We start from the raw sequence: 22,223 nt of genomic DNA on the forward strand, positions 1-22,223 counted from the left end.
GACACCAACAAAAAGTCTGACGACAAAGCAGACACATCCGCAGACACTTCAGGCTCCAAAGACACCAACAAAAAGTCTGACGACAAAGCAGACACATCCGCAGACACTTCAGGCTCCAAAGACACCAGCGATTCCGCGGGCACGACCGACGAGACTCCCGAGTCGAACACCCCGGAGGCAACCGCTCCGACCAACCCCGGCACCGATGAAGGTGAGAAGAAGGGCGCAGCCACCGCGACCCAGGCACTCATCATCGATCCGACCGAGATCAGCTCCGAGGACTTCCTCAACGAGGGCATCAAGCTCGGCATCACCGGCGCACAGCCGGGCGAGAAGATCACGATCACGGTCGAACACGCTCAGGGCAAGGTCGATCGCTACACCATGACGAAGGAAGCCGACTCCGAGGGCAAGGCGACCTTCGGCGTGCAGGCGAAGGTCAAGGCAGTGCTGGGCACGTACAACGTCACAGCTCAGGCTGACAGCTTCGACAAGCCACAGGGCGGCAGCTTCACCGTCGTCACTAACGGCACCTCCGTCGACGAAGGCGGAGAGAACAGCAGCGACAACGGCAGCGATCTGCCTCGCACAGGTGCAGAGATGACCGGGCTCGCGCTCGGCGTCGGCCTCCTCGTTGTAGGTGCCGCAGCCGTCGTCATCACCCGTCGGCGGATGACCGCCTCCGACGATCCTGCGGAGTTCTAAGATCCGTTGAACGATGAATTGTCCCTAGCGGGGCTGCACCTCGGCGGACACCAGATCGATCTCGGTCGTCTCCGAGCAGGGACAATACTCGGTCTCATGGGCAGCACGGACAGCACCACTGAGGTGGTGCTGTCCGTTGCTGCGCGCTCCGACGTCGCACCTCCACCGCAGTTCCCGACCGGAATCCGGTCGGGTCTCATGCGTGTGCGCAGGTGGGTCAAGTCATATCTTCGCGAAGCCAATGCCGGATCTGGGGAGGCGGCATTGGCACAAGCGTGTACGGAATTCGGGCTTCGACCCGATGTGCTGGCACGTCGGTTCGGCGAACTCGATGCCAACGAACAGGCAAAACTCCGCCTGGCGGCGGCGTGGTCGACCGGAGCGACGTGGTTGACCTTCATCGACCCCTTCGCATCCGTGCCGGGCCATGTGCGTGCAGGTCTGCGCGGTCGCCTGGCCGATCTGGCCGCCGCGCACGGCCGCGGGATCGTCTTCACCTCGAATACGCTGACCGACTTCACCGTCGCCGAGGCGGCCGTGGCCGATATCGAAAAAGGCGAGCTCGTCGCGTTCGGCACTTTGGAACAGGTCGTCACGGAGCCCAGGGGCTCCCTGCCCGCCGAGCTCAGCGGAGTCAACGTCTATTCCGGGCTGGCGCGCAAAGGGTGGCTGTCGATCGGCCACTCTGCAGTGAAGGCTCGGACCGAACTCGACGGGAAGGTCTTCGTCACCCTCGGGTGGCGCAGTGCCCTCCTGTCACTGGACGAGCACGACCCGGCGTTCACCTCGGCGACGGTGTTCGAGGCCATCGTCATCGGACTGCGCGATCGCGGATCCTGCCTGCAGGCGAAGCTGTCGCCGGTGGACACGGAGATGGGCCTCGCACTCGACGTGGACCTGGCCGACCTGGCCGGGGTTCGCCGCGCCGGAACCGCCGGCGCTGACACCGATGGCGATCAATCCGGAACGGTGGGCGGGTTCGGATTGCTTCACCCCAGCCTCGGTTCGTCGATCGCAGAGCTGCGTGCCAACGTCAAGGTCGGCACCCATGTCTTCGTCGAGGTCGACACCTCGGCGCTGCACGCCTACTCAGTGGAATGATGCCCGGCGGCGTACGTCTGGTCACTGCGACCCGCGTGTCCTCGCCGGTGATGGGGCTTCGCTGCGGCCGATTGGCATTAAACTGAAATTCCCTCATCCCCCACCGATTCAGGAGAGCAATGCGAACTTCGCGCAAGCTTCTGATTTCGGCGCTCCTGATCATCGTCCTCACCGTGGCCGCAGTTCCGCTCCTCAACCTCACCGTCTACACTCCTGCCCGAGCTGCAGAGGCCTATATTTCGGCGATCGAGGACGCCAATGCCGAGCAGGCGTTCTCCTACCTCTCCTCCCCCACTCCGTCCTCGACTCTGGCACTCAACCATGATGTGCTCTCAGCCGCACCCGACCTGCCGCGTGATCCCGAGGCGACGACGGTGTCGATGGACGGCGATCATGCGAAGGTCTCGCTGAGCTATGTCCTGTCCTCGCAGACACAGACCGTGGATCTGTCCATGGTCAAGCTTCCGGCGAGGGCCGGACTGTTCGATCGCTGGGCGATCGAGCAGAAGGAGTGGCCCACACTCGACCTGCAGGTCGAAGGTTCGTCAACGGCCACGGTCAACGGCTATGGAGTCTCCGCGGGAACTGTTCCCGTGCTGTTCCCGGCCACCTACCTCGTCGGCTTCGATGCGACCTACCTGAAGTCGAAGCCCGAACGCGCCGAGGTGATCGCTCCGACCGACACCGCCGAGATCGCGATGTCGCCCGAGCCCACTGCGAAGTTGGAGCAGGCTGTCGACGAGCAGATCACCGAGCATCTGCAGAAGTGTGTGAAGTCGAAGACCCTCTACCCTTCCGGATGCGTGTTCGGCTACGACACGGACAATGAGATCCTCGGCGACGTGAAATGGTCGCTGGCACGCGACCCCGAGGTCAGCCTGACCGCCTCGGGCAACGACCTCGAACTCACCCCGTCCACGGTCGAGGTGCGCATCCAGGGCCGCTACCGCGATATCGTCACGGCCGCCGAACACGACTTCGACGAGACGCTCTCCTTCGTCATGGGAGGATCCGTGGTCGTCAAGTCCTCAAAGGTCAGCTTCGATCCGCGCCGCCTCGGAGACATCTCCGTGAAGTAACGGCTTTGGGCGCGCCTGAGCGAGTCTTCAGGCGTGCTTGGCTGAGCCTTTGAGCGTGCTCGTTTGAGTCTTCAGGCGCCGCGGAGGTCGAGGGTGAGCTCGGCCGGGGCCGTGTCGACAAGGTCGACTGGGATGCCCCAGTCCTGCTGGTAGAGGTGGCACGCAGCGTGCAGCGGGATCTCCCCGCCGGGCTCTCCATCGCAGGCGGCCGCTCGCGCGGTCACGTGCAGGACCCCCGACTCGAGTTCGGGGTTGATGACGATGTCGCGCTTCAGCCCCTCTGCTCCCCCGCCGCCGGAGACGATGAGTTCCGGAGGCGTGGATGAGACCTGCAGGTATGTGGGGTCGCCCCACCGGTCGTCAAGCTTCTGACCTGCGGGGACCGTGAAGCTCACACTCACGCCCACGGGTCCCGAGGCAATCTCCGTCGACGGCCGCTTGCTGGTCAGCGCACCCTCGTCGACACGCTGGGCGTCCTTGGGCAGCTTCACTCTGGTCAGGGCGTGCGAGGCGGACTCGACGATGAGGAGTTCGGCATCGGCTGCCTCCGTGGCGGCGTCAGCGCTTCCGGCTGCTTCAAGGACGAAGATATCGGAGGGTTCGCGCAGCCCGCGAGCCAGCGTCGAGACCTCGTTCGTGGTGAAGTCATAGCGACGGATTGCGCCGTTGTAGGTGTCGGCGATTGCGATCGACCCATCGGGCAGGCTCCGCACGCCAAGGGGGTGCTGCAGCCTGGCCTCGGCGGCAGGTCCGTCACGGAAGCCGAAGTCGAAGAGCCCCTCGCCGATGAGAGTGGAGACTGCTCCGGTGCTCGGGTCGAGGCGACGGATCGCTGAAGTCTCCGAATCGGCGATGAACACATCGCCATCAGAGCTGAGATCGAGACCCGAAGTCTGTGCGAACCATGCGGCCTCGGCCTCACCGTCGGCCAGTCCTTCATTCATGGTGCCCGAGAGCAGGCGGATCGAGCCGGTTTCCGGGTCGAACGACCAGATGGTGTGGTTGCCTGCCATCGCCACAACCACCTCGGCGGTGGCGGGGATGTAGAGGACATCCCACGGTGAGGACAGCTTCACGTCGAGGGCGGGACCGTCGTAGCGGCCGAGCTCTCCGTGAGTCCCGACCACATTGTCGATCGCGCCGACCATGTGCTGTGATCCGGTGCCGGCGACCGTCGTCACGGTTTCGGTGTCGAGGTTGATGCCCCGCAGAGTGTGGTTGACGGTGTCGGCGACGACGAGGTGGTAGCCGGCCTTCGCGGCCACGTCATCGGGCAGGACGGTGATGCCGCCGGGTTCGCTGAAGCTCGCCGAGGTGAAGTCCCCGTCGTTCGCTCCGCGCTCTCCGGTGCCGATTCGTCGGATGATGTTCTGACCGGAAGCGTCGTATTCGACGAGGCTGTGGTGTCCTGAATCGGCGACGAGGAGGTTGCCCGAAGGCAGTTCGGTGACCTTGCCGGGGTAGAACAGTTCGGTCTCCGGTGCTGGTGGCGGCACGTAGGGGCCGTCTCCGGAGTGCAGCGTCCCCTTGGCTGAGTGCTCGTCGATGAGGCCTTCGATGATTTCGCCGAGGCCTGCTCCGTGGCCTTCGCCTGAGAGGGTGGCGACCAGGTAGCCCTCGGGGTCGATGACGGCCAGTGTGGGCCAGGCTCGGGCGGTGTATGCCTGCCAGGTGACGAGGTCTGGGTCGTCGAGGACGAGGTGCTCGACCTGGTAGCGTTCGACGGCCTGATCGACGGCCTCCACGGTGCGTTCGAACTCGAACTTCGGCGAGTGGACGCCGATGATGACGAGCTCCTTGTTGTACTTCTCCTCGAGCGGTCGCAGCTCATCGAGTACATGGAGGCAGTTGATGCAGCAGAAGGTCCAGAAGTCGAGCAGGATGACCTTGCCGCGCAGGTCGGCCAGGCTCAGGTCCTTGCCGCCGGAATTCATCCACCGGCGGCCGATGAGTTCAGGTGCACGCACCTTGACCTGGTGGGCGGATGCTGGGGATTCCTGCGGACTGGAGTTCATAGCTCCATCTTCACAGATTCACCGCCGCGACGGGAGACCCGGTGTCATCATGTGACCAACGCCCCAGCCCTCATCGTGCGGGCTGGCCCCGCGCCACGACTCCGGCGCAGTGCGGTGGGCGGTGGGAGGTTGGGCGGCGGCTCAGGAGTAGTCGCGAGCGCCGAATACGCTGGAGCCGACGCGGACCATGGTTGCGCCCTCGGCGATTGCGAGCTCGAAGTCGTTGCTCATCCCCATGGACAGCTCCGTGGCCTCCGCGGGCATGACACCGGATGCGATGAGCTTCTCCCTCAGTTCCCGCAGGTCGGAATAGCTGGGACGGATCTCTTCGGGTGTGCGTCCTGGCAGGCCGATCGTCATCAGCCCGCGCAGCTTCATGCGTGAGAGTCCGCGGAGCTCGGTGATGAGACCTTCGGCCTCTTCAGGGGCGATGCCGGACTTCGAATCCTCGCGTGAGGTGTTGACCTGCACGAAGATGTCCACCGTCGAATCGAGCACCTCGAGGCGGTTGTTGATCTTCGTTACCAGTTCGAGGTTGTCGACGGACTGGATGCAGTGCGCGTGGCGCAGAGTGTGGTTGACCTTGTTCTTCTGCAGCGGGCCGATGAGATGAGCCTCGTGATCGAGATCGGCCAGATCCTCGGCCTTGCCGACCAGCTCCTGGACCTTGTTCTCGCCGATAAGTGTGAACCCGTGCTCGAGTGCGACGCGGATCTTGTCGGCCGGCTGGGTTTTGGTCGCGAGCAGCACCTGTACGTCGGTGCTCGTCCGACCGCTGGCCTCGGCGGCGGCCGCTGCACGAGCAGCCACCTCGTCGAGGTTGTCCCTGATGGAGGCGATGGCCTCCGGGGACAGCGAATCGGGTGCGTTCTGTGGTTCGGGAGTGTCTGGGGAACTCATGCTTCCAGTCTTACACGTACCCGCTGAAGTTGCAGGTCGAGGGCACAGCGGCATGGGGCCCGGTTCTCTGCAAACGGTTGGTAAGTTCTCCTCGAAGCCCGTTCGGGGATCGAGGAGAACTTACCAACCGTTGGTGTTCGTCCTGCGGAACACAGACTGTCAGCGGCCGCATGCTTGGCGGCGGCGTTCGTCCCAGCCACTCGCCGTAACGGCGCTGCCCCTTGATCGGGCAGGCCCGCGCCTACTCGGGCAGCCCAGCCGCTATTCGGGCAGGCCCTTGGCCTTTGCATCGATGTTCTTGATCAGCGCCGAGGTGTCGAGGCCTTCGAGTCCGGCGTCGACGAGCTTCTGCAGCTGAGCGTGGACGAGCTGAGCCGCCGGCAGGTCGAGGCCCTGTGTCTCGGCGCCGGCGAGAGCCAGACCGACGTCCTTGCGCATGAGGGCTGTTGCGAACCCGGGCTTGAACGAGTTGTTCGACGCAGCTGTCTCTGTCACGCCGGGCACGGGGTACCAGGTGCGCAGCGGCCAGGAGTCTCCGGAGGAGACGGTGGCAATGTCGTAGAAGACCTTCGGGTCGAGTCCGAAGCGATCGGCGAGCACTGCACCTTCGACGACGCCTTGCAGGCTGATCGAGAGCATCATGTTGTTGACGATCTTGGCGGCCTGGCCAGCGGCCTCGCCACCGGCGTGGAACATGTTGCCGGCCATCGGTTCGATGAAGGTCTTCGCCTCGGCCACGTCCTCATCGCTGCCGCCGAGCATGAAGGTCAGCGTGCCTGCCTCGGCACCTGTGACGCCGCCGGAAACCGGTCCGTCGACGAAACGGAACCCAGCCTTGACCGCTTCGGAGTGGAGGGCGCGAGCCGAATCGAAGTCGATGGTCGAAGAGTCGACGAGCAGGGTCTTGGTGTCCGCATGAGCCAGGACGCCGTCGGCTTCGAGATAGACCGCTCGGGCGTGCTCACCCTTGGGCAGCATCGTGAAGACGATGTCGGCTCCGGCGACCGCCTCGGCGATGGACTTCACGGGGTTCACCCCGTGCTTGGCTGCCTCTTCGACGGCGATCTCCATGAGATCGAAGCCATTGACGGTGTGACCGGCTTTCACCAGGTTTGCAGTCATCGGACGACCCATGTTCCCCAGGCCGATCCATCCAATCGTCGACATAAAATGCCTCCTCGCATCATGTTCTTCTGCTGACTCAGTGTTGCCCCTCACATTACGCCAGTCGCTGCGGCAACACAGGTCGAGGAGAATCACATATTCCGCACCGGATATGTGCGCACACGCAGATAGGATGGGATGACTATGGCTTCATATGCACCTGGCGGTTCCGGTTCGCAGATCTCACCCGAAGATCTGCTGACGCTGCTTGCCGTGGCTCGGCTGGGCAAGTTCACGGCCGCCGCCCACAGCCTGGGGCTCAACCACACAACCGTGTCCCGACGCATCGCCGCCCTGGAGAAGGGATACGGCGAGCGGCTGCTCGTGGCCTCACCCGACGGGTGGGAGCTCAGTGCCGCCGGCCGTCATCTGCTGCCGGTGGCCGAGGACATCGAGGCCGCACTGGGACGCATCGACGCACACGCAAACTCGGCCCTGTCCGGCACGATTCGCCTGGCCTGCCCTCAGGCCTTCGCCCTCGAGTTCGCGGTACCGGCCCTGACCCGACTGCAGCACAGCCATCCCGGCCTGCAGTTCGAACTCATCGCGGCGACTCAACGGGCCCGACAGTACCGTTCGGGCGTGGACATCGAAGTTGTCGTCGGTCGACCGAACGCGCCGCGCAGCATCGCGCAGCACATTCGCGACTACCGGCTCCAGCTCTATGCCTCGCACGAATACCTGCGCAGCCACAGCACACCGACGACGATCGACGACCTCGCCGAGCATCGGCTCATCTACTACATTGAGAACTCGCTTCAGGTCGACGACCTCGACGAGGCCGGCAGCGCTCTTCCGCGAAGCAAGGGATTCTTCCGCTCCACCTCGGTGCATGCTCACGTGCTCGCGACCTCGAATGGGGTCGGCATCGGGATCCTGCCCGACTTCCTCGCCGCGAACAACAGCCGCCTGGTGCAGGTGCTGCCTGATGAGTTCTCGAAACCGGTCTCCTATTGGGCCTCGGTCCGCCACGAATCCCTGCGCAATGCAGGGGTCCGCAGCGTCCTCGAGGTCCTCTGAGCCGAGCTCACCCCGAGCAGGCAACACTCAGGCCGCGGACCAGCCGCCGTCGACGCTGTGTGCGCTGCCGTTGATGACCGCAGCCGCATCGCTGGCCAGGAACAGCGCGAGCGCAGCGATGTCACCGGGATCGGCCAGCTTCGGCACCGCCGAGTGGCCGAGGAATACCTGTTCGAGGACCTCGTCCTCGGTGATGCCGTTCGTCTTCGCCTGATCGGCGATCTGTCCCTTGACCATCGGTGTCATCACATAGCCGGGATTGATCGCATTGCAGGTCACACCCTGTGGTCCCGCCTCGAGCGCGGTCGTCTTCGTCAGTCCCATGAGCCCGTGCTTGGCCGCCACATACGCTGATTTGTTCGCCGAGGCGCGCAGCCCGTGGATCGAGGAGAGGTTGATGACCCGGCCCCATCCCTTCTCATACATCGACGGCAGCGCCGCCTTTGTGAGCACGAACGGTGCCTCGAGCATGAGCGTATTGATCAGCCGCCATTCCTCGAGGGGGAATTCGGTGATCGGGTGGATGCGTTGGATGCCGGCGTTGTTGACGAGGATGTCGACGTCGAGATCGACTCCATCCAGCGCCGAGGTGTCCGCGAGGTTGACTGTCCACGCTACTCCCCCGATGTCGCCGGCCACGGCTTCCGCCGATTCCGCATCGACGTCGGCGACGATGACGTGTGCTCCTGCTGCGGCGAAGGCTTCGCTCATTGCCTTGCCGAGGCCGGAGGCTCCCCCTGTGACGAGGGCGCGTTTGCTGCTGAGATCGATCATTTCGGTCCCTTCGATCGTAGTGTGCTTCGCCAGTGCAGTCAGCTGTGGTGGTGTCAGCTGTCGCGTTGTCGACTGCCATGGGTTCGGGCGGCACCGATGTTCATCGGCACCGCCCGAAGACCGAACTCACTGTCGTGTGTTCGAGTGTTGAGATATGCGAATCAGCGCTGTGCTGCGTGACGACGGTCTTTGTCCACCTGGTCCAGTGAACGCAGATCGATGCCCTTCGTCTCCTTCGTGTACAGGAGCGCGATCATCGAGATCGCGGCAGCCACCAGAACGTAGATCGCGATCGGCACTGAGGATTCGAATTTCTGCAGCAGCGCAACCGCGATGATCGGTGCGAACGACCCTGCCACGATCGCCGTGACCTGATAGCCGGTCGAGACACCCGAGTTGCGCATGCGGGTCGGGAACATCTCCGACATGATCGCCGGCTGGCCGGCATACATCAGTGCGTGGAAGATGAGCCCCAACAGCAGGGCGAGGAAGATCATCACGGCACTGGCTGTGTCATACATCGGGAAGGCGAAGAAGCCCCAGGTTGCTGTGAGAGCGATGCCGATTCCGTAGGGCAGCTTGCGCCCAACCTTGTCCGCCATGGCCCCGACGAAGGGCACGAGCACAGCGTGGATCGCATGGGCTCCGAGCAGGAGGCCCAGAATCTCACTTGACTCGATCTTCACCACCTGCGCCAGATAGGTGATCGAGAAGGTCACGACGATGTAGTAGTGGATATTCTCGACGAAGCGCAGGCCCATCGCGGCGAAGACCTCGCGGGGGTAGCGCTTGAAGACGGCCTTGATTCCGTAGTCCACACCTTCTTCGATCTCTTCAGACTGGACCTCGTCGAAGATCGGTGCGTCTGAGACACGGGTGCGGATGTAGTAGCCGATGAGCACGATGACGGCCGAGAGCCAGAAGGCCACACGCCAACCCCACGAGAGGAAGTGCTCTTCGGTCAGCGTTGCGGTGAGGACGAAGAGCACCCCGGTGGCGAGCAGGTTGCCCAATGGCACACCGGACTGCGGGAAGGATGACCAGAAGCCGCGTTCCTTGTTCGGTGCATGCTCGGCCACGAGAAGGACTGCTCCACCCCACTCGCCGCCCACGGCGAAGCCCTGCACGACGCGCAGCAGGACGAGGAGAATCGGGGCGAAGGGCCCGATCTGATCGAACGTCGGCAGACATCCCATGAGGAATGTGGCCACACCGACGAGGACGATCGACAGCTGCAAGAGCTTCTTGCGTCCGTACTTGTCACCGAAGTGCCCGAAGACGATACCACCGATGGGGCGGGCGATGAAGCCGACCGCGTAGGTGGCGAAGCCCGCCAGAATCGGTGTCAGAGGGTCATCCGACGGTGGGAACAGAATGTGGTTGAACACCAGGGTGGCGGCCGAACCGTAGAGGAAGAACTCGTACCACTCGACGACGGTTCCGGCCATCGAGGCGGCGACGACCTTGCGCAGCTGTGTGCGGACCGTCTTCCTCTCGGCATTGTTCGAAGAACTCATGACTCTCCTTGATTTCCACGATCCGCATCACCGTTGAATGCGCGGATCGACTCGCTGTGGCGTCTTGCCCGTGCGGAGGTGAACCCCGAAGCCCCTGCTATGCGGCTTCAGGTCCACGTCATCGGCGCGGATTGCGTGACGCTGTGGATAAATATGATCCATGCAACAGTCTGCGCCATCCGGCAGACGATTGGGTGCAGAAAGGGCTCGAATCCGGGAATTATCTCTGCACATTCCCGCAGACGAGGTGTGCAGTCATCTGCCTCGCGGGCCGGAGTTAGCGTCGCGCTGGGCCATGTTGGCGAGCATGTCGTTGTAGGCCCGAAGTTCCGCGTCGTCGGTGCGTGCCTCACGTCGGTCAAGGCGCTTGGCTTCGCGGTCTGAGGACTTCGACCATTGGAAGGCGACCATGATTGCGATGAAGAGGGTCGGGAACTCTCCGATGCCCCAGGCGATTCCGCCGCCCGTCTGTTGGTCTTCGATCGCCGAATAGCCCCAGTCGGCACCGATATTGCCGAACCAGTCACCCTCGATGAGGACTTCGGAGCTCATGATCGAGATGCCGAAGAACGCATGGAAGGCCATCGTGATGAGCAGCATGAGCAGACGCAGCGGGTAGGCGGGGCGCTCCACTCCGGGGTCGATGCCGATGAGTGCCTGCGCGAACAGGTAGCCGGCGCCGAGGAAGTGGATGATCATCAGCTCGTGGCCCAGGTGCCATTCGAGGGCGTACTTCATCACGCCCGAGTAGTAGAAGATGACGAGGGAACCGGCAAAGTTCACGCTCGCGAAGATCGGGTTCGCAAAGAACCTCATATACGGGGTGTGGACGAGCCAGAGCACCCATTCGCGGACACCACGCGAGCCGTCGGTGCGGGCCTTCGTACCGCGCATGAGCATCGTGATGGGTGCGCCGAGGACCATCGGCAGGGGCACCACCATGATCAGGAGCATGTGCTGGATCATGTGTCCGGAGAATTGGATCTCACCGTAGACTCGGGCACCGCCTGAGGTGACGTAGACGAGGAAGATCATGCCCAGCAGCCAGCAGATCAGGCGATGGATCGGCCAGGCATCACCTCGGCGCCGGAGATTGACGAATCCGGCGATATAGGCAGCGGCCAGGCCGACCGCCACGACGACCCACAACGGGTCGAGGGACCATTCGGTGAAGTAGCGGGCGAAACTCGGCGGCGGGGGAAGCGGCTCGCCGGTCAGGATCTCTGCCGGGGTCGGGTCGCCCACGGGTTCCTGTGACACCGGCGGCTGAGACCGCGACAGTGCGACTGCCAGGCCCATGGTGGCACCGAAGATGAGGAATTCCACGACGATGAGTCGCCAGAATTCCCTGGTCGCCGAGGCGGCGGAACCCAGACGTCGGATGACGAACTGCCGATGCCAGAAGCCGATGAGGCCGAGCAGAATCGTCGCGAACGCCTTCGCCACGATCACCTGCCCATACGGGGTCATGAGATCAGCGAAACTGTGGACGCGCAGCAGCGAGTTCACAACACCGGAGAAGGCGACGAGAGCAATGGCGATGAGAGCGATCGAGGAATAGCGTTCGATCGTCGAGCGAAGCAGGTTCGAGCGAGCCAGGTCTGAGCCGAGGAGGGCGATGACGAAGAGGCCGCCCAGCCAGATCGTCACACCCAGCAGATGCAGGCCGATGCTGTTGACGGCCTGGGTGTGCCCGGAGGCTTCGGCGGAGTGGCCCATGAGGGCCAGGGGGATCATCACACCGACGCCGAGGACACCCGCGACGGCAATGCCGAGGAAGCTGCGTGTGCCGAAGCACAGGGTCGAGGCGACGGCGATGAGGACGACGATGAGGGTCCAGAGCTGGCCGAAGGCGATCTGGGTCAAGAACACGCCGAGCTGATTGGAGAAGTCGAGGTAGGCCTGGGCACCGACGGTGTCGGCGAAGGTGAGGACGAGGACGGCCACGGCGGAGATCGTCCAGGCGATCGATGCCACCTCGGCGATCTTCAGGGTCTTCTCCCAGAGCGCGTTGAGCGGCTCCGCAACGGGGGTGGTCGACTTCGCGGTCGTGGGCTTCGCCTGTCTGCCTCTGCCCTTCGTCTGGGTGCGGGGCAGGATGAGGAGGGCGAACATCAGTGCGCCCAGTGTCAGTGACATCGCCACGTTGAAGACGAGTTTGGCGGCGGGAAGGCCGAAGCGCACGTAGGGGCCGGGGTCGTTGAGCAGTGTCGCTTCGGCTGCTCCGGTGAAGAGCATCGCGAGCGTGCCCACCGCGAGTCCGCCGATGACGACGAGGGGGACGGCGGCGCGAGACGTGAATCGAGTGATCGATTCGAAGACTTGAGTGCTCACTGGTGGCAGGCCGCCGCTTCATTCATGGTTCAAGGGTATCGCCGCAGTCTGAAACCGGGCGAACTGCGAGGCTCGGACGTGGCCGAGATCTCGGCCACGAGACAGGAAATGACCCGGACCAAATGGTCCGGGTCATTCCACGCTGATGCTCGAGGCTCAGTTAGGGCTGCCAGCGGCAGCTTTCAGCTTCGAACCAGCGGACAGCTTCACGGAGTAGCCGGCCTTGATCTGGATCTCTTCACCGGTCTGCGGGTTGCGGCCCTTGCGAGCGGCACGTTCGGTGCGCTCGACGGACAGCCATCCCGGGATGGTGAGCTTTTCGCCCTTGCCGACGACGTCGGAGAAGACATCGAAGACACCATCAAGAACGTCCGAGACCTGCTTCTGGGTCAGTCCGGAATTCTCTGCAACTTCTGCTACGAGCTCACTGCGGTTCTTAGCCATAAAAGTGTCCTCCTTAGGACAAGTCGGTCGGTTACCGGTCCGTTTTTCCGATAACGAACTTCCTCGAGATTACCAGCTTGACTTCGTGATGCCGGGCAACTCGCCGTTGTGTGCCATTTCGCGGAAGCGAACACGGGAGAGGCCGAACTTGCGGAGGTAGCCGCGCGGACGGCCATCAACCTGGTCACGATTGCGCACGCGCACTGGCGAGGCATCGCGAGGAAGCTTCTGCAGTCCGAGGCGTGCTTCTTCACGCTGCTCGTCGGTGCTGTCCGGGTGTGTCAGCTGACGCTTGAGCGTCGCACGACGCTCCGCGTAGCGCTCTACAATGACGCGACGCTGCTTGTCGCGTGCGATCTTTGACTTCTTAGCCATGTGCGCTCAGCGCTCCTCTCGGAAATCGACGTGCTTACGAACAACTGGATCGTACTTCTTGAGAACCATGCGATCCGGGTTGTTGCGGCGGTTCTTGCGGGTCACGTAGGTGTACCCGGAGCCAGCTGTCGACTTGAGCTTGACGATGGGACGAATGTCCTGTGCCTTAGCCATCAGAGCTTCACTCCCTTGGCAATGAGTTCGCCGACGACGGCGTCAATTCCGCGCACGTCAATCACCTTGATGCCCTTGGCGGACAGGTTAAGGGTGACGCTGCGACGCAGAGACGGAACGAAGTAGCGCTTTTTCTGAATATTCGGGTTGAAACGACGCTTGGTTGTTCGTTTCGAGTGGGACACGTTGTGTCCGAAACCAGGGACGGCCCCGGTTACTTGGCAGTTTGCTGCCATGACTCTCCTCCAGTTCACAAGTTACCGACTCTCGAAACAAGCTGATCTGCGTGGGTTCCACGCTCGCTTGCGCCGATGTCGGAAGACATCAACAAATTTTCGCGATTGCTGCTCGGCCGGACGGATGCCCGACCACTTGCCAAGCTGCTGCCCGGCATGCGGCGTTCGCAATGAAAATTGTGTACGCCAAAACAGGTTTGCCCGTTCGGGCGAGATGTCTCACCAGCGCTGAAGCCGTAGCCTGTGAGAGATTGGCCGAAGCTGGAGTGCAGCGGTGGGTGAGCACCATGTTGGCCTTAGCAGATCAATCGGTGATCGAACTGCTACGACACAACAGATAACAATCTTAGAGAGAAACAGGCCTTCAGAGCAAATTCACTGACTCGCTGTCTCCAGGCCCCCTCAGGTGTGTCGCAATTGAGGGTCGGAGAACACCCTGCGCCCGGATTCCAGGGGCGGACACCGGTCTCACCTCGCGCTCATCCGGCACGCAGGTTCGCACCCGCACTCCAGGACACAATGCGTCCTGCCCTCGTCCATGTTGAACACGTGCCGATGACGTGCCAAGGTAAGAAGATGATTGCCACCACATTTGGCACTCAGGAGGACCGATGAGCGACGTTCCACCGAGGCCGCGAATCCGTCCAGCGACCAGCGACGACTGGCAGAAAGACCAATCTGATCGTGCCAGTCTGACCTCGTCGCCGGGGCAGGAGTCCACCCAGAGTGCTGCTGATTTCGACAACTCGACCTATTACGAGTATCTCGAGAAGCACACCGGTGACGTACCCGTATCCAAAAACCGTTCTCGCAACGTCTTCGCCCCCGCGGGCGCTTCCCCGTTCCAGGGACAGGCTCCGAGCGCGTCAAGCGCACCGGCGGCCCGTCAGTGGCTGCCTGATGGTCATTCCACTCACTCACCCCAGGCGGAGCACGGCTCTGATGGCCCTGCATCCGGACAGATCCCACTCCAGCCCGCTCCCGCCCCGAAGAAGGGCAACGGGGCCAAGATCACCGTCGTCATCATTGCCATCGTCATGGTTCTCGCGCTGTTGGCATTCTTCGGTATCCGCTGGTTGGCCCCGTCGACGGGAACCGTGCCTGTCGACTTCGGCGCAGACGAGTCCGCATCGCCCTCCCCCTCACCGTCCGAGTCCAAGGTGGAGTCGACACCGAGCCCCCAGGAGGCCCTGTCGACCTACACGAAGGAAGGCACCGCAAAGGCGAATGACCTCGAAGGGCAGTGGGTGACTCAGGTGAGCGCGAAGGACGTCGGCCTGGAAGCCGACGGCAAGACATGGTCGGCACAGGACATCGTCAACGAGTTCGAGACCAACCGCGTCAAATACCCTGGCGCAATCCTCATCCACAGCGGTGACTGGGATTCCTATAAGGATGACAACTACTGGGTCACCGTCATCGACACTCCCTACAGCGATCCCGAGCCTGCACTCGATCAGTGCCGCTCCTGGGGGCTGGACCGCGACCACTGCCTGGCGAAGCGTCTGGTCAAGGACGGAAGCCCCACCGACAACAGCGCCTACCTCGACAAGTAGGGCTGCACCCCCTCGATCGCTTCCTGTGACAAGGGCCCGGCACTTGGTGTGCGACAGATACGCCGGCACTGCGCCGAAACATCTATGAAGCGCCTATACAGCCATGAGCATCAAACAGCGGTGGAGCGCCGAAGCACCTGTGTGTACACAGGCGTTTCGACGCTCCACCGCTGTATGGAGGATTGACCCGCTCCACCGGGCAGTAACGCTCAGAACTGCTACTGCTGCTTCAGGCTCTTAGGCCAGCAGCAATGTCGGGTCCTCGAGTCCACGACCGACATCGGCGAGGAACTTCGAGATGATCTCACCGTCGACGACGCGATGGTCAGCACTCACCGACAGTGTGGTGATGTCACGCGGGACGATCTCATCTCCCACGACCCACGGCTTCTTCCGGATCTGTCCGAAGGCCAGGATCGCGGCTTCCCCTGGGTTGATGATCGGGGTGCCCGCGTCGACGCCGAAGACGCCGACGTTGGTGATCGTGATGGTGCCGCCGGACTGATCGGCCGGAGGCGTCTTGCCCGAACGCGCCAGTGCAGTCAGATCCTGAATGCCCTGTGCCAAGTCGGTCAGGCCCATTGCGTGTGCGCCCTTGATGTTCGGAACGATCAGACCACGCGGCGTGGCTGCGGCGACGCCGAGGTTGACGTACTTCTTGACGACGATCTCATCGCCTTCGAGGCACGAGTTGATCCGCGGGTTGCGGGCGACGGCCCAGGCCACGGCCTTGGCAACGAGCAGCAGGGGTGAGACCTTGATGTCCTCGCCCAGGAACTTCGTGGACTTCAGCCTGCGCACGAAGGCCATCGTCTCGGTGACATCGACATCGAGGAACTCGGTGACGTGAGGCATCGTGAACGCGGATTCGACCATGGCCTTGGCCATCATCTTCGCCACGCCCTTGAACGGGATCCGTTCTTCGAGTTCGCCGGAGGAACCGGCCCCCGCCGAGGCGGCTGCTGATCCGGCACTCGGGACTGCGGCTGCGGTGGCTGCCGCTCCGGTGCCGCTGGCTGCGGCCTTGACGTCGTCGCGAGTGACCTCGCCACGCGAACCGGTCGGCGCGATGGCCGCCAGGTCGAGGCCGAGGTCCTTCGCGAGCTTGCGCACGGGAGGCTTGGCCAGAGGCTTGCCCGCCGAGGCTGTCGCTGGTGCCGTAGCTTCAGCCGGTGCCGCTGCAGCAGCGGCAGGGGCCGCGGCTGGTGCCGGAGCTTCCTGTGCGGCCGGAGCCTGGCTCGGGTTCGCCGGCGCCGCGACGCCTGCACCCTTGCGAGGTCGACGTTTCGACGAGGCGGCCTTGGCACCGTAGCCGACCAGGGTGGCACCGCCCTCGGCGTCGCCACCGCCTTCGGTCGCGGCCTGGGTTTCACCGGCTGCCGGCGCCGAGGCTCCAGCGTTGTCGGAGCCGCCATCTGAGTCGCCGAAGCGGATGATCGGTGTCCCGACCTCGATGGTCTGGCCCTCCTCGACGAGCAGGGCGCCGACCTCACCAGCCTGAGGACTGGGGAGTTCGACCAATGACTTGGCCGTTTCGATCTCGACGAGGATCTGGTTGACGGTGACGGTGTCACCGACGGCGACCTTCCATGACACGATGTCGGCCTCGGTCAGGCCCTCACCGACGTCAGGAAGAGGAAATTCAAAAGACATGTCAGCTCTCCTTGAGTCAGTAGGCCAGTGCCCGGTCGACACCGTCGAAGATGCGATCCAGGTCGGGCAGGTAGTGCTCTTCCATCCGCGAACCGGGGTACGGCGTGTGATAGCCGCCGACCCGGATGACCGGGGCTTCGAGGTTGAAGAAGCAGCGTTCTGACATTCGTGCCGCGATCTCGGAGCCGAGGCCCAGGAACGTCGGCGCCTCGTGGGCGACGACGAGACGACCGGTCTTCTTCACCGATTTCTCGATCGTCGCGAAGTCGATCGGGCTGAGGCTGCGCAGGTCGATGAGTTCGACGCTCTTGCCTTCATCAGCAGCAGCTGCGACAACGTCCTTGGCTGTCGGCACCAGTGGGCCATAGGCCACCAGGGTGACGTCGGTGCCTTCGGAGACGACGCTGGCGTCGTGCATTCCCAGCTCGCCGCGGTTCGCGGTGTCGACGTCGCCGCGCAGCCAGTAGCGGCGCTTGGGTTCGAAGAACATCACCGGGTCGTCGCTCTTGATCGCTTCCTGCACCATCCAGTAGGCGTCATGAGCATTCGACGGTGAGACCAGACGCAGTCCCGCGTGGTGGGCGAAGACGGTTTCCGGGCTCTCGGAGTGGTGTTCGGGTGATCCGATGCCGCCGCCGTAGGGCACGCGGATGACGAGCGGAACTCGTTCCTTGCCCAGGGTGCGGTTGTAGAGCTTGGACACCTGCGTCACGATCTGGTCGTAGGCAGGGAAGATGAAGGCGTCGAACTGGATCTCGATGACCGGGCGGTAGCCGCGGATGGCCATGCCGATCGAGGTGCCCACGATGCCGGATTCGGCCAGCGGCGCATCGATGACCCGCTGCGGACCGAAGTCCTTCTGCAGACCCTCGGTGACGCGGAAGACGCCGCCGAGCTTTCCGATGTCCTCACCGATGAGGACGACCTTCGGGTCGTCCTCCATGGCTTTGCGCATTCCGGCCGTGATGGCCTTTGACAGGGGAAGTTTCTCCATCAGGCCTCACCTGCATCGGCGAACGAGGCCTGGTATGCGAGGAATTCCGCACGTTCCTCGTCGACGAGGGGGTGAGGTTCGGAGGTGACATGGGCGAACATCTCGACGGGGTCGGGATCTTCCATGGTCATGCAGTTGTGGCGGATGCGGGCGGCGAGGGTATCGGCCTCGGCGTCGACCTCGGCGAAGAACTCCGCGCTGGTCTCGGTGTGGTTGTCGAGGTAGGCCTTGAGGCGCTTGAGCGGGTCGCGGTCCTCCCAGATCTCCTCTTCGGCTGCATCACGGTACTTCGTCGGATCATCTGCCGTGGTGTGAGCACCGCGACGGTAGGTGAAGGCCTCGATGAGCATCGGACCGTTGCCGGCGCGAACGGAATCCAGGCTGGCCCTGGCCACGGCGTACATGGCGATGATGTCGTTGCCGTCGACGCGCAGGCCGGGAACGCCGAAACCTTCGCCGCGCTTGCACAGTGGTGCTGCGGACTGGACGTGGGTGGGTTCAGAGATGGCCCACTGGTTGTTCTGGCAGAAGAACAGCACAGGTGCGTGGAAGGCTCCGGCGAAGGTCAGCGCCTCCGAGACATCGCCCTGCGAGGTGGCACCGTCGCCGAAGCAGGCGATGGCCGCAGTGTCGCGTTCCAGGTCACCGGTGCCGACGTCGCCGTCCATGGACACGCCCATCGCGTATCCGGTGGCGTGCAGGGTCTGCGAGCCGATGACGATCGTGTACGTGTGGAAACGGTGTTCCTGAGGGTCCCAACCGCCGTGGTCCTGGCCTCGGAACATGCCGAGGAGAGTTTCCGGTTCGACTCCGCGAGTGTAGGCGAGGCCGTGTTCGCGATAGGTGGGGAAGACGAAGTCCTGGGGGCGAGCCGCCCGTCCCATTCCGATCTGAGCTGCTTCTTGACCGAACATCGGCGCCCAGAGGCCGAGCTGTCCTTGGCGCTGCAGGGCCGCACCCTCAGCATCGATGCGACGCACCAGGACCATGTCCCGGTAGAAGCCGCGCAGATCCTCATCGGTGAGTTCTGCTGCGAAGGCGTCATATTCACCGGATTCGACGCGATTGCCGTCTTCGGTGAGCATCTGGATCATCCGAGGTTCCGAAGACTGACTGTGGGCAGTCCCGGTTCCCACTGAAATGTTGGAGGTCATTCCAGTTCTCCTTTGTTCAAGGTCCAAGCGCACCGGAGGTGACCAGTGGTGGACGGTGTCCTTCAGGCAAGGCCTCTGGTGTGAGATCTCGCCTTCGAGTGATGTGATTCACAGGTGATACCACGATACCGAATCCACCGACTGCATGCCACATCGGCAACGTGCGTCGAGCGCCAATTGTTATGGTCGGGTTCAGCCTAGGAGACGAACTCCGCGCGTGTGGTCCACATCCAAAGCCCTCCTTGCCGAATTGTCGATGGTCGCAGAGTTGCTCCAACGTCCGACAAACGCACGTCCGAGCACTTCAGAACCCTCCCTCGCCGAGGTTGTCTCGGCCCTTGGCAGTGTTCACGTTCGTCTGCGTTTGCCCTGGTAGTCCCGTGTCTCCTTGAGGTCACCGGAGAAGAATCCCGAATTCTTCGCGGTGAAACGGTTGAGACCGGCATGCCCGCCCGCGAGCATGAGCCCGATTGAGGCGCTGTAGGCGGCCGAGGAATGTGCGGCTCCGGCGGAGGAGAACAGCTCGTCGAGCTCGGCATCTGTCTTGCCTTTCAGGTTCGGGGCCTGGCGCAGCTGCTCGGGGTCGTAGTCGACGGTGATCGTCGACCAATGGTCGTCGGCCGGATTCTCATTGCCGTCGAGGTCGGGGACCAGATCCTGTTCGTGTTCGATCGAGAGGACATCGATGCCCTCATCGACCGGGAAGTCTGAGATCGGTGCGCCCACGGTGAAGAGCGCAGTGACGTTGACATCGTTAAGGAACGCCGGATCGGCGGCCAGCGAACCGGCGACGATCCCTCCCTGCGAATAGCCGACCAGCATCACCTCGCTGTCAGCTCCGATATTCGCATCGGCGATAGCCTGGCGGACCATCTCTGCCATGACGGTGTCGTTGCCGGCCATCGCCTGCACGTTCGTCGTCAGATCAGTGGTGTTCTCACCGGGCTCGGGCGACCAATCGCTCGTCGCCGGGATGTAGACGATATAGCGGGACGTGCCGTCAGCGTCGGTGATCTCCTCGATCCGGACCTGCCCGGAATCGACGCCGCGGTGACGGTCGGCCTCTCTGCGGTAGAGGTCTTCGATGTCGCGCGGCGGCTCGTCATCGGGCGCCGTGATCCCCTTTGCCTTCCAGACCTCAACGTCGGAGGGCAGCAACAGCCCGAACATGTTCGCACCTCCCAGGACCCAGGCCGTCATCGATGACGAGTCGTGCGGCCACAGCGCATGGTCGCCGTCGGTGGCCAGCACCGTCGGCGGCAACCCCATGAAGCCGACGACGATCCCCGGCAGCACATGCTCGATGACGGCCCCGGAGACATCCGAATTCTCGAACACGAGGGCCACGAAAGCCTCCTTAGCCGCGGCCTTCGTCTGCACCAGGTCGATGCCGAAGTGTTTGGCCACGACATCGTCGAGACCAGTGACGTCGAGGAGTTTCAGCCCCAGGTAGATCGGCGCTCCGACTGCAATGCCGATGGGAATGAGCGCGGGCAGGCTGATGGCGATGACTCGCCCGGTGACATATCCGAAGTAGTCGAGGAGCCCGCCGAAAGTGTCGCTGATTCCCTTCTCCGCCTGCCGGTAGGCGAGGGCAGCTGCTCTGACGGCGAGGACTGTGGCTTCGAGCTCGATGAGCACGAGCGCTGACTGGTAGTGATAGACGGTCCGGGCGGCATCGAGGTTGATCGCGGTGAGCGGTGAGGGAACCTGCGTCAGAAGCGTGGCCAGGTCGAAGTCGGCGCGCGTGCCTTCCACACTCAGGTCACCGATGTGGCCGCAGATTCGCTGCAGTTCGTCGCCGCTGGTGTCTGCTCGATCATCGATCTTCAGCTGCGGACCGCCGGTGGTGCGGGTGTCGATCATGGCTGGATCCCGGTCATCGGCGGTCGTGAGAACACCGCTGTCTGCAGTCGAGCCATGGTCGAGGCAAGGAGGAGCCGCACCGCGTTGCCGCCGAGCTTGTGTTCGGCTCCGACTGTGATCGCCTCGCCCTCACGCTCGAGCGTCGGGCGGGACCAGACTCCTTCCACTCGGTGGAGGAACTCCATGCCGGCGACCTTGGATTCGTCGAGGTAGGTCAGGGTGAGCACGCAGTCCTTCTCGATCAGCGAACACAGCTCCTCGGTGACCTGAGCGAGGTCCTGAGGCCGGAGGCGTCTGAGAAGTTGGAAGTCAGCGAACTCTTCGAAGCCTTCGCCGTGCAGCACCAGGATCGCCAGGCAGATGTCATCGCACAGGGACACCTCGAGGTGAGCGGTCTCAACCCCGGAGCTGATGACGATCGTGATCCGCGAGCGGGTGAGATTGAGCTCCGCGGTGAACCCGGCCAGCCACGCCGTGAGCACGTCGAGTCCGCGCCGCGATGATCCCTCGGCAGGCTCCCCCAGCATCACGGTCTCTCTGATCGCCGTCCCCCTGACCGCGGAGTCGCCCGACATCACACCCGAGGGGGCACTCGGGGCTGTCACGGCCGATCGGGTAATGCGGGCACCTGGCATCAGCTCGCGGGGCCAGAGCACCCTCAGGCGTTCGGGAAGCCTCATGATGCGTGCCGCATCGACGGCGAACCACTTGTCCCCCGGCCCGGCTCCCAGCTTCGTCCTGTCGCTCATATCTGGATCCGGCCTCCCACCGAGACGACCTGCAGATGCAGGTCATAGGCTTCGGCGAGCTTGTCGGCCCTCTCCGCCAGCGTGTTGATCGAGTCCGAACACGTCAGAAGACGGTCACTGAGCATCCGTCCCGCAGGAGAGTCCCACCCCTCGACCTGCCGACAGGTCTGCGCCAGACTCCGCAGCTCGTTCGCTCGTCGCCTCCATCCATCCCGGTTGAGTGCCAGCTCATCGGTGATCACTGTCATCCTCCTGTCCGATTCAGCCTTCACCGTACGAACCCGCGTCCGCCGCCGAAAGCACGCTCAAGCACCCTGTGGAAGCACCCTGACCATCCACAGGAATTCCACGCAGAAGTCAGGGCAGATCCCACCGCCGGACGATCACGAGTCCTCATCGGCGGCCAGCGCGGC

The 22,223-nt window shown here is 63.4% G+C and carries 21 protein-coding genes; 5 read left to right on the forward strand and 16 right to left on the reverse strand.

The window, feature by feature from the left end; translation table 11 throughout:
• The 3 genes from BAUR9175_RS15460 to BAUR9175_RS15470 all read left to right on the forward strand — a co-directional run.
• Positions 1 to 705: LPXTG cell wall anchor domain-containing protein (locus BAUR9175_RS15460; protein WP_146000921.1), on the forward strand; the 705-nt coding region annotated here is incomplete at its 5' end.
• A 96-nt stretch (positions 706 to 801) separates the two neighbouring features.
• Entirely contained in the window at positions 802 to 1,806 is a 1,005-nt protein-coding gene (locus tag BAUR9175_RS15465) for an ATP-binding cassette domain-containing protein (protein ID WP_257944346.1), read from the forward strand.
• A 119-nt stretch (positions 1,807 to 1,925) separates the two neighbouring features.
• Positions 1,926 to 2,885, forward strand: a complete 960-nt coding sequence (locus BAUR9175_RS15470) for a hypothetical protein (protein WP_009882252.1) — start codon at positions 1,926 to 1,928, stop codon at positions 2,883 to 2,885.
• Between the two features lie 71 nt (positions 2,886 to 2,956).
• Here the strand turns inward: BAUR9175_RS15470 and BAUR9175_RS15475 are convergent, their stop codons facing one another.
• The 3 genes from BAUR9175_RS15475 to mmsB form a co-directional block, all read right to left on the reverse strand.
• On the reverse strand, positions 2,957 to 4,900 hold the full coding sequence (locus BAUR9175_RS15475) for an NHL domain-containing thioredoxin family protein (RefSeq protein ID WP_009882251.1): 1,944 nt from the start codon (positions 4,898 to 4,900) through the stop codon (positions 2,957 to 2,959).
• A gap of 141 nt (positions 4,901 to 5,041) precedes the next feature.
• A complete protein-coding gene (locus tag BAUR9175_RS15480; RefSeq protein ID WP_083248887.1) occupies positions 5,042 to 5,800 on the reverse strand; it encodes a YggS family pyridoxal phosphate-dependent enzyme in 759 nt (252 codons plus the stop codon).
• Between the two features lie 261 nt (positions 5,801 to 6,061).
• The gene (gene mmsB, locus BAUR9175_RS15485; RefSeq protein WP_257944347.1) at positions 6,062 to 7,018 is read right to left on the reverse strand and encodes a 3-hydroxyisobutyrate dehydrogenase; all 957 of its coding nucleotides are present in this window, start codon (positions 7,016 to 7,018) and stop codon (positions 6,062 to 6,064) included.
• A gap of 90 nt (positions 7,019 to 7,108) precedes the next feature.
• On the opposite strand from mmsB, the gene BAUR9175_RS15490 reads away from it, so the two are divergent.
• Complete coding sequence (locus BAUR9175_RS15490) at positions 7,109 to 7,984, forward strand: LysR family transcriptional regulator (RefSeq protein WP_009882247.1); 876 nt, start codon at positions 7,109 to 7,111, stop codon at positions 7,982 to 7,984.
• A 27-nt stretch (positions 7,985 to 8,011) separates the two neighbouring features.
• On the opposite strand, the gene BAUR9175_RS15495 is transcribed toward BAUR9175_RS15490, so the two are convergent.
• The 7 genes from BAUR9175_RS15495 to rpmB form a co-directional block, all read right to left on the reverse strand.
• Complete coding sequence (locus BAUR9175_RS15495) at positions 8,012 to 8,758, reverse strand: 3-hydroxybutyrate dehydrogenase (protein ID WP_069601081.1); 747 nt, start codon at positions 8,756 to 8,758, stop codon at positions 8,012 to 8,014.
• 161 nt (positions 8,759 to 8,919) lie between these two features.
• On the reverse strand, positions 8,920 to 10,275 hold the full coding sequence (locus BAUR9175_RS15500; RefSeq protein ID WP_101584369.1) for an MFS transporter: 1,356 nt from the start codon (positions 10,273 to 10,275) through the stop codon (positions 8,920 to 8,922).
• 255 nt (positions 10,276 to 10,530) lie between these two features.
• Positions 10,531 to 12,609 (reverse strand): bifunctional copper resistance protein CopD/cytochrome c oxidase assembly protein, encoded by a 2,079-nt coding sequence (locus BAUR9175_RS15505; RefSeq protein WP_009882244.1) that lies wholly within the window; start codon positions 12,607 to 12,609, stop codon positions 10,531 to 10,533.
• A 156-nt stretch (positions 12,610 to 12,765) separates the two neighbouring features.
• Positions 12,766 to 13,053: an HU family DNA-binding protein gene (locus BAUR9175_RS15510; protein ID WP_009882243.1), complete on the reverse strand. Its 288-nt coding sequence runs from the start codon at positions 13,051 to 13,053 to the stop codon at positions 12,766 to 12,768.
• A gap of 69 nt (positions 13,054 to 13,122) precedes the next feature.
• Positions 13,123 to 13,428 (reverse strand): 30S ribosomal protein S14, encoded by a 306-nt coding sequence (gene rpsN, locus BAUR9175_RS15515; RefSeq protein WP_009882241.1) that lies wholly within the window; start codon positions 13,426 to 13,428, stop codon positions 13,123 to 13,125.
• Positions 13,429 to 13,434: 6 nt separating this feature from the next.
• On the reverse strand, positions 13,435 to 13,602 hold the full coding sequence (rpmG, locus tag BAUR9175_RS15520) for a 50S ribosomal protein L33 (RefSeq protein WP_009882240.1): 168 nt from the start codon (positions 13,600 to 13,602) through the stop codon (positions 13,435 to 13,437).
• Positions 13,602 to 13,838, reverse strand: a complete 237-nt coding sequence (rpmB, locus tag BAUR9175_RS15525) for a 50S ribosomal protein L28 (RefSeq protein WP_009882238.1) — start codon at positions 13,836 to 13,838, stop codon at positions 13,602 to 13,604. Before rpmB ends, rpmG begins: the two co-directional genes overlap by 1 nt.
• 611 nt (positions 13,839 to 14,449) lie before the next feature.
• On the opposite strand from rpmB, the gene BAUR9175_RS15530 reads away from it, so the two are divergent.
• The gene (locus tag BAUR9175_RS15530; RefSeq protein WP_009882237.1) at positions 14,450 to 15,394 is read left to right on the forward strand and encodes a hypothetical protein; all 945 of its coding nucleotides are present in this window, start codon (positions 14,450 to 14,452) and stop codon (positions 15,392 to 15,394) included.
• Between the two features lie 237 nt (positions 15,395 to 15,631).
• Here the strand turns inward: BAUR9175_RS15530 and BAUR9175_RS15535 are convergent, their stop codons facing one another.
• From BAUR9175_RS15535 to BAUR9175_RS15560, 6 genes are all read right to left on the reverse strand, one after another.
• Positions 15,632 to 17,047: a dihydrolipoamide acetyltransferase family protein gene (locus BAUR9175_RS15535; RefSeq protein ID WP_101584372.1), complete on the reverse strand. Its 1,416-nt coding sequence runs from the start codon at positions 17,045 to 17,047 to the stop codon at positions 15,632 to 15,634.
• Positions 17,048 to 17,063: 16 nt separating this feature from the next.
• Complete coding sequence (locus BAUR9175_RS15540) at positions 17,064 to 18,041, reverse strand: alpha-ketoacid dehydrogenase subunit beta (RefSeq protein ID WP_096157744.1); 978 nt, start codon at positions 18,039 to 18,041, stop codon at positions 17,064 to 17,066.
• Complete coding sequence (pdhA, locus tag BAUR9175_RS15545) at positions 18,041 to 19,195, reverse strand: pyruvate dehydrogenase (acetyl-transferring) E1 component subunit alpha (protein ID WP_069601087.1); 1,155 nt, start codon at positions 19,193 to 19,195, stop codon at positions 18,041 to 18,043. Before pdhA ends, BAUR9175_RS15540 begins: the two co-directional genes overlap by 1 nt.
• 348 nt (positions 19,196 to 19,543) lie before the next feature.
• On the reverse strand, positions 19,544 to 21,061 hold the full coding sequence (locus tag BAUR9175_RS15550; RefSeq protein WP_096146087.1) for a hypothetical protein: 1,518 nt from the start codon (positions 21,059 to 21,061) through the stop codon (positions 19,544 to 19,546).
• The gene (locus tag BAUR9175_RS15555) at positions 21,058 to 21,810 is read right to left on the reverse strand and encodes a hypothetical protein (protein WP_101584374.1); all 753 of its coding nucleotides are present in this window, start codon (positions 21,808 to 21,810) and stop codon (positions 21,058 to 21,060) included. The genes BAUR9175_RS15550 and BAUR9175_RS15555 overlap by 4 nt, the downstream gene beginning before the upstream one ends.
• Positions 21,807 to 22,052 (reverse strand): hypothetical protein, encoded by a 246-nt coding sequence (locus BAUR9175_RS15560; RefSeq protein ID WP_069601474.1) that lies wholly within the window; start codon positions 22,050 to 22,052, stop codon positions 21,807 to 21,809. Before BAUR9175_RS15560 ends, BAUR9175_RS15555 begins: the two co-directional genes overlap by 4 nt.
• Positions 22,053 to 22,223 lie beyond the last annotated feature (171 nt).

The sequence above is a fragment of the Brevibacterium aurantiacum genome (assembly GCF_900169065.1).
Classification (GTDB): domain Bacteria; phylum Actinomycetota; class Actinomycetes; order Actinomycetales; family Brevibacteriaceae; genus Brevibacterium; species Brevibacterium aurantiacum.

Excerpts from the sequence above, each read along its gene's own strand:
- BAUR9175_RS15465 (WP_257944346.1), top strand. The coding sequence starts at position 802 with ATGGGCAGCACGGACAGCACCACTGAGGTGGTGCTGTCCGTTGCTGCG.
- BAUR9175_RS15470 (WP_009882252.1), top strand. The coding sequence starts at position 1,926 with ATGCGAACTTCGCGCAAGCTTCTGATTTCGGCGCTCCTGATCATCGTC.
- BAUR9175_RS15475 (WP_009882251.1), bottom strand. The coding sequence starts at position 4,900 with ATGAACTCCAGTCCGCAGGAATCCCCAGCATCCGCCCACCAGGTCAAG.
- BAUR9175_RS15480 (WP_083248887.1), bottom strand. The coding sequence starts at position 5,800 with ATGAGTTCCCCAGACACTCCCGAACCACAGAACGCACCCGATTCGCTG.
- BAUR9175_RS15490 (WP_009882247.1), top strand. The coding sequence starts at position 7,109 with ATGGCTTCATATGCACCTGGCGGTTCCGGTTCGCAGATCTCACCCGAA.
- BAUR9175_RS15495 (WP_069601081.1), bottom strand. The coding sequence starts at position 8,758 with ATGATCGATCTCAGCAGCAAACGCGCCCTCGTCACAGGGGGAGCCTCC.
- BAUR9175_RS15500 (WP_101584369.1), bottom strand. The coding sequence starts at position 10,275 with ATGAGTTCTTCGAACAATGCCGAGAGGAAGACGGTCCGCACACAGCTG.
- BAUR9175_RS15510 (WP_009882243.1), bottom strand. The coding sequence starts at position 13,053 with ATGGCTAAGAACCGCAGTGAGCTCGTAGCAGAAGTTGCAGAGAATTCC.
- rpsN (WP_009882241.1), bottom strand. The coding sequence starts at position 13,428 with ATGGCTAAGAAGTCAAAGATCGCACGCGACAAGCAGCGTCGCGTCATT.
- rpmG (WP_009882240.1), bottom strand. The coding sequence starts at position 13,602 with ATGGCTAAGGCACAGGACATTCGTCCCATCGTCAAGCTCAAGTCGACA.
- rpmB (WP_009882238.1), bottom strand. The coding sequence starts at position 13,838 with ATGGCAGCAAACTGCCAAGTAACCGGGGCCGTCCCTGGTTTCGGACAC.
- BAUR9175_RS15530 (WP_009882237.1), top strand. The coding sequence starts at position 14,450 with ATGAGCGACGTTCCACCGAGGCCGCGAATCCGTCCAGCGACCAGCGAC.
- BAUR9175_RS15535 (WP_101584372.1), bottom strand. The coding sequence starts at position 17,047 with ATGTCTTTTGAATTTCCTCTTCCTGACGTCGGTGAGGGCCTGACCGAG.
- BAUR9175_RS15540 (WP_096157744.1), bottom strand. The coding sequence starts at position 18,041 with ATGGAGAAACTTCCCCTGTCAAAGGCCATCACGGCCGGAATGCGCAAA.
- pdhA (WP_069601087.1), bottom strand. The coding sequence starts at position 19,195 with ATGACCTCCAACATTTCAGTGGGAACCGGGACTGCCCACAGTCAGTCT.
- BAUR9175_RS15550 (WP_096146087.1), bottom strand. The coding sequence starts at position 21,061 with ATGATCGACACCCGCACCACCGGCGGTCCGCAGCTGAAGATCGATGAT.
- BAUR9175_RS15555 (WP_101584374.1), bottom strand. The coding sequence starts at position 21,810 with ATGAGCGACAGGACGAAGCTGGGAGCCGGGCCGGGGGACAAGTGGTTC.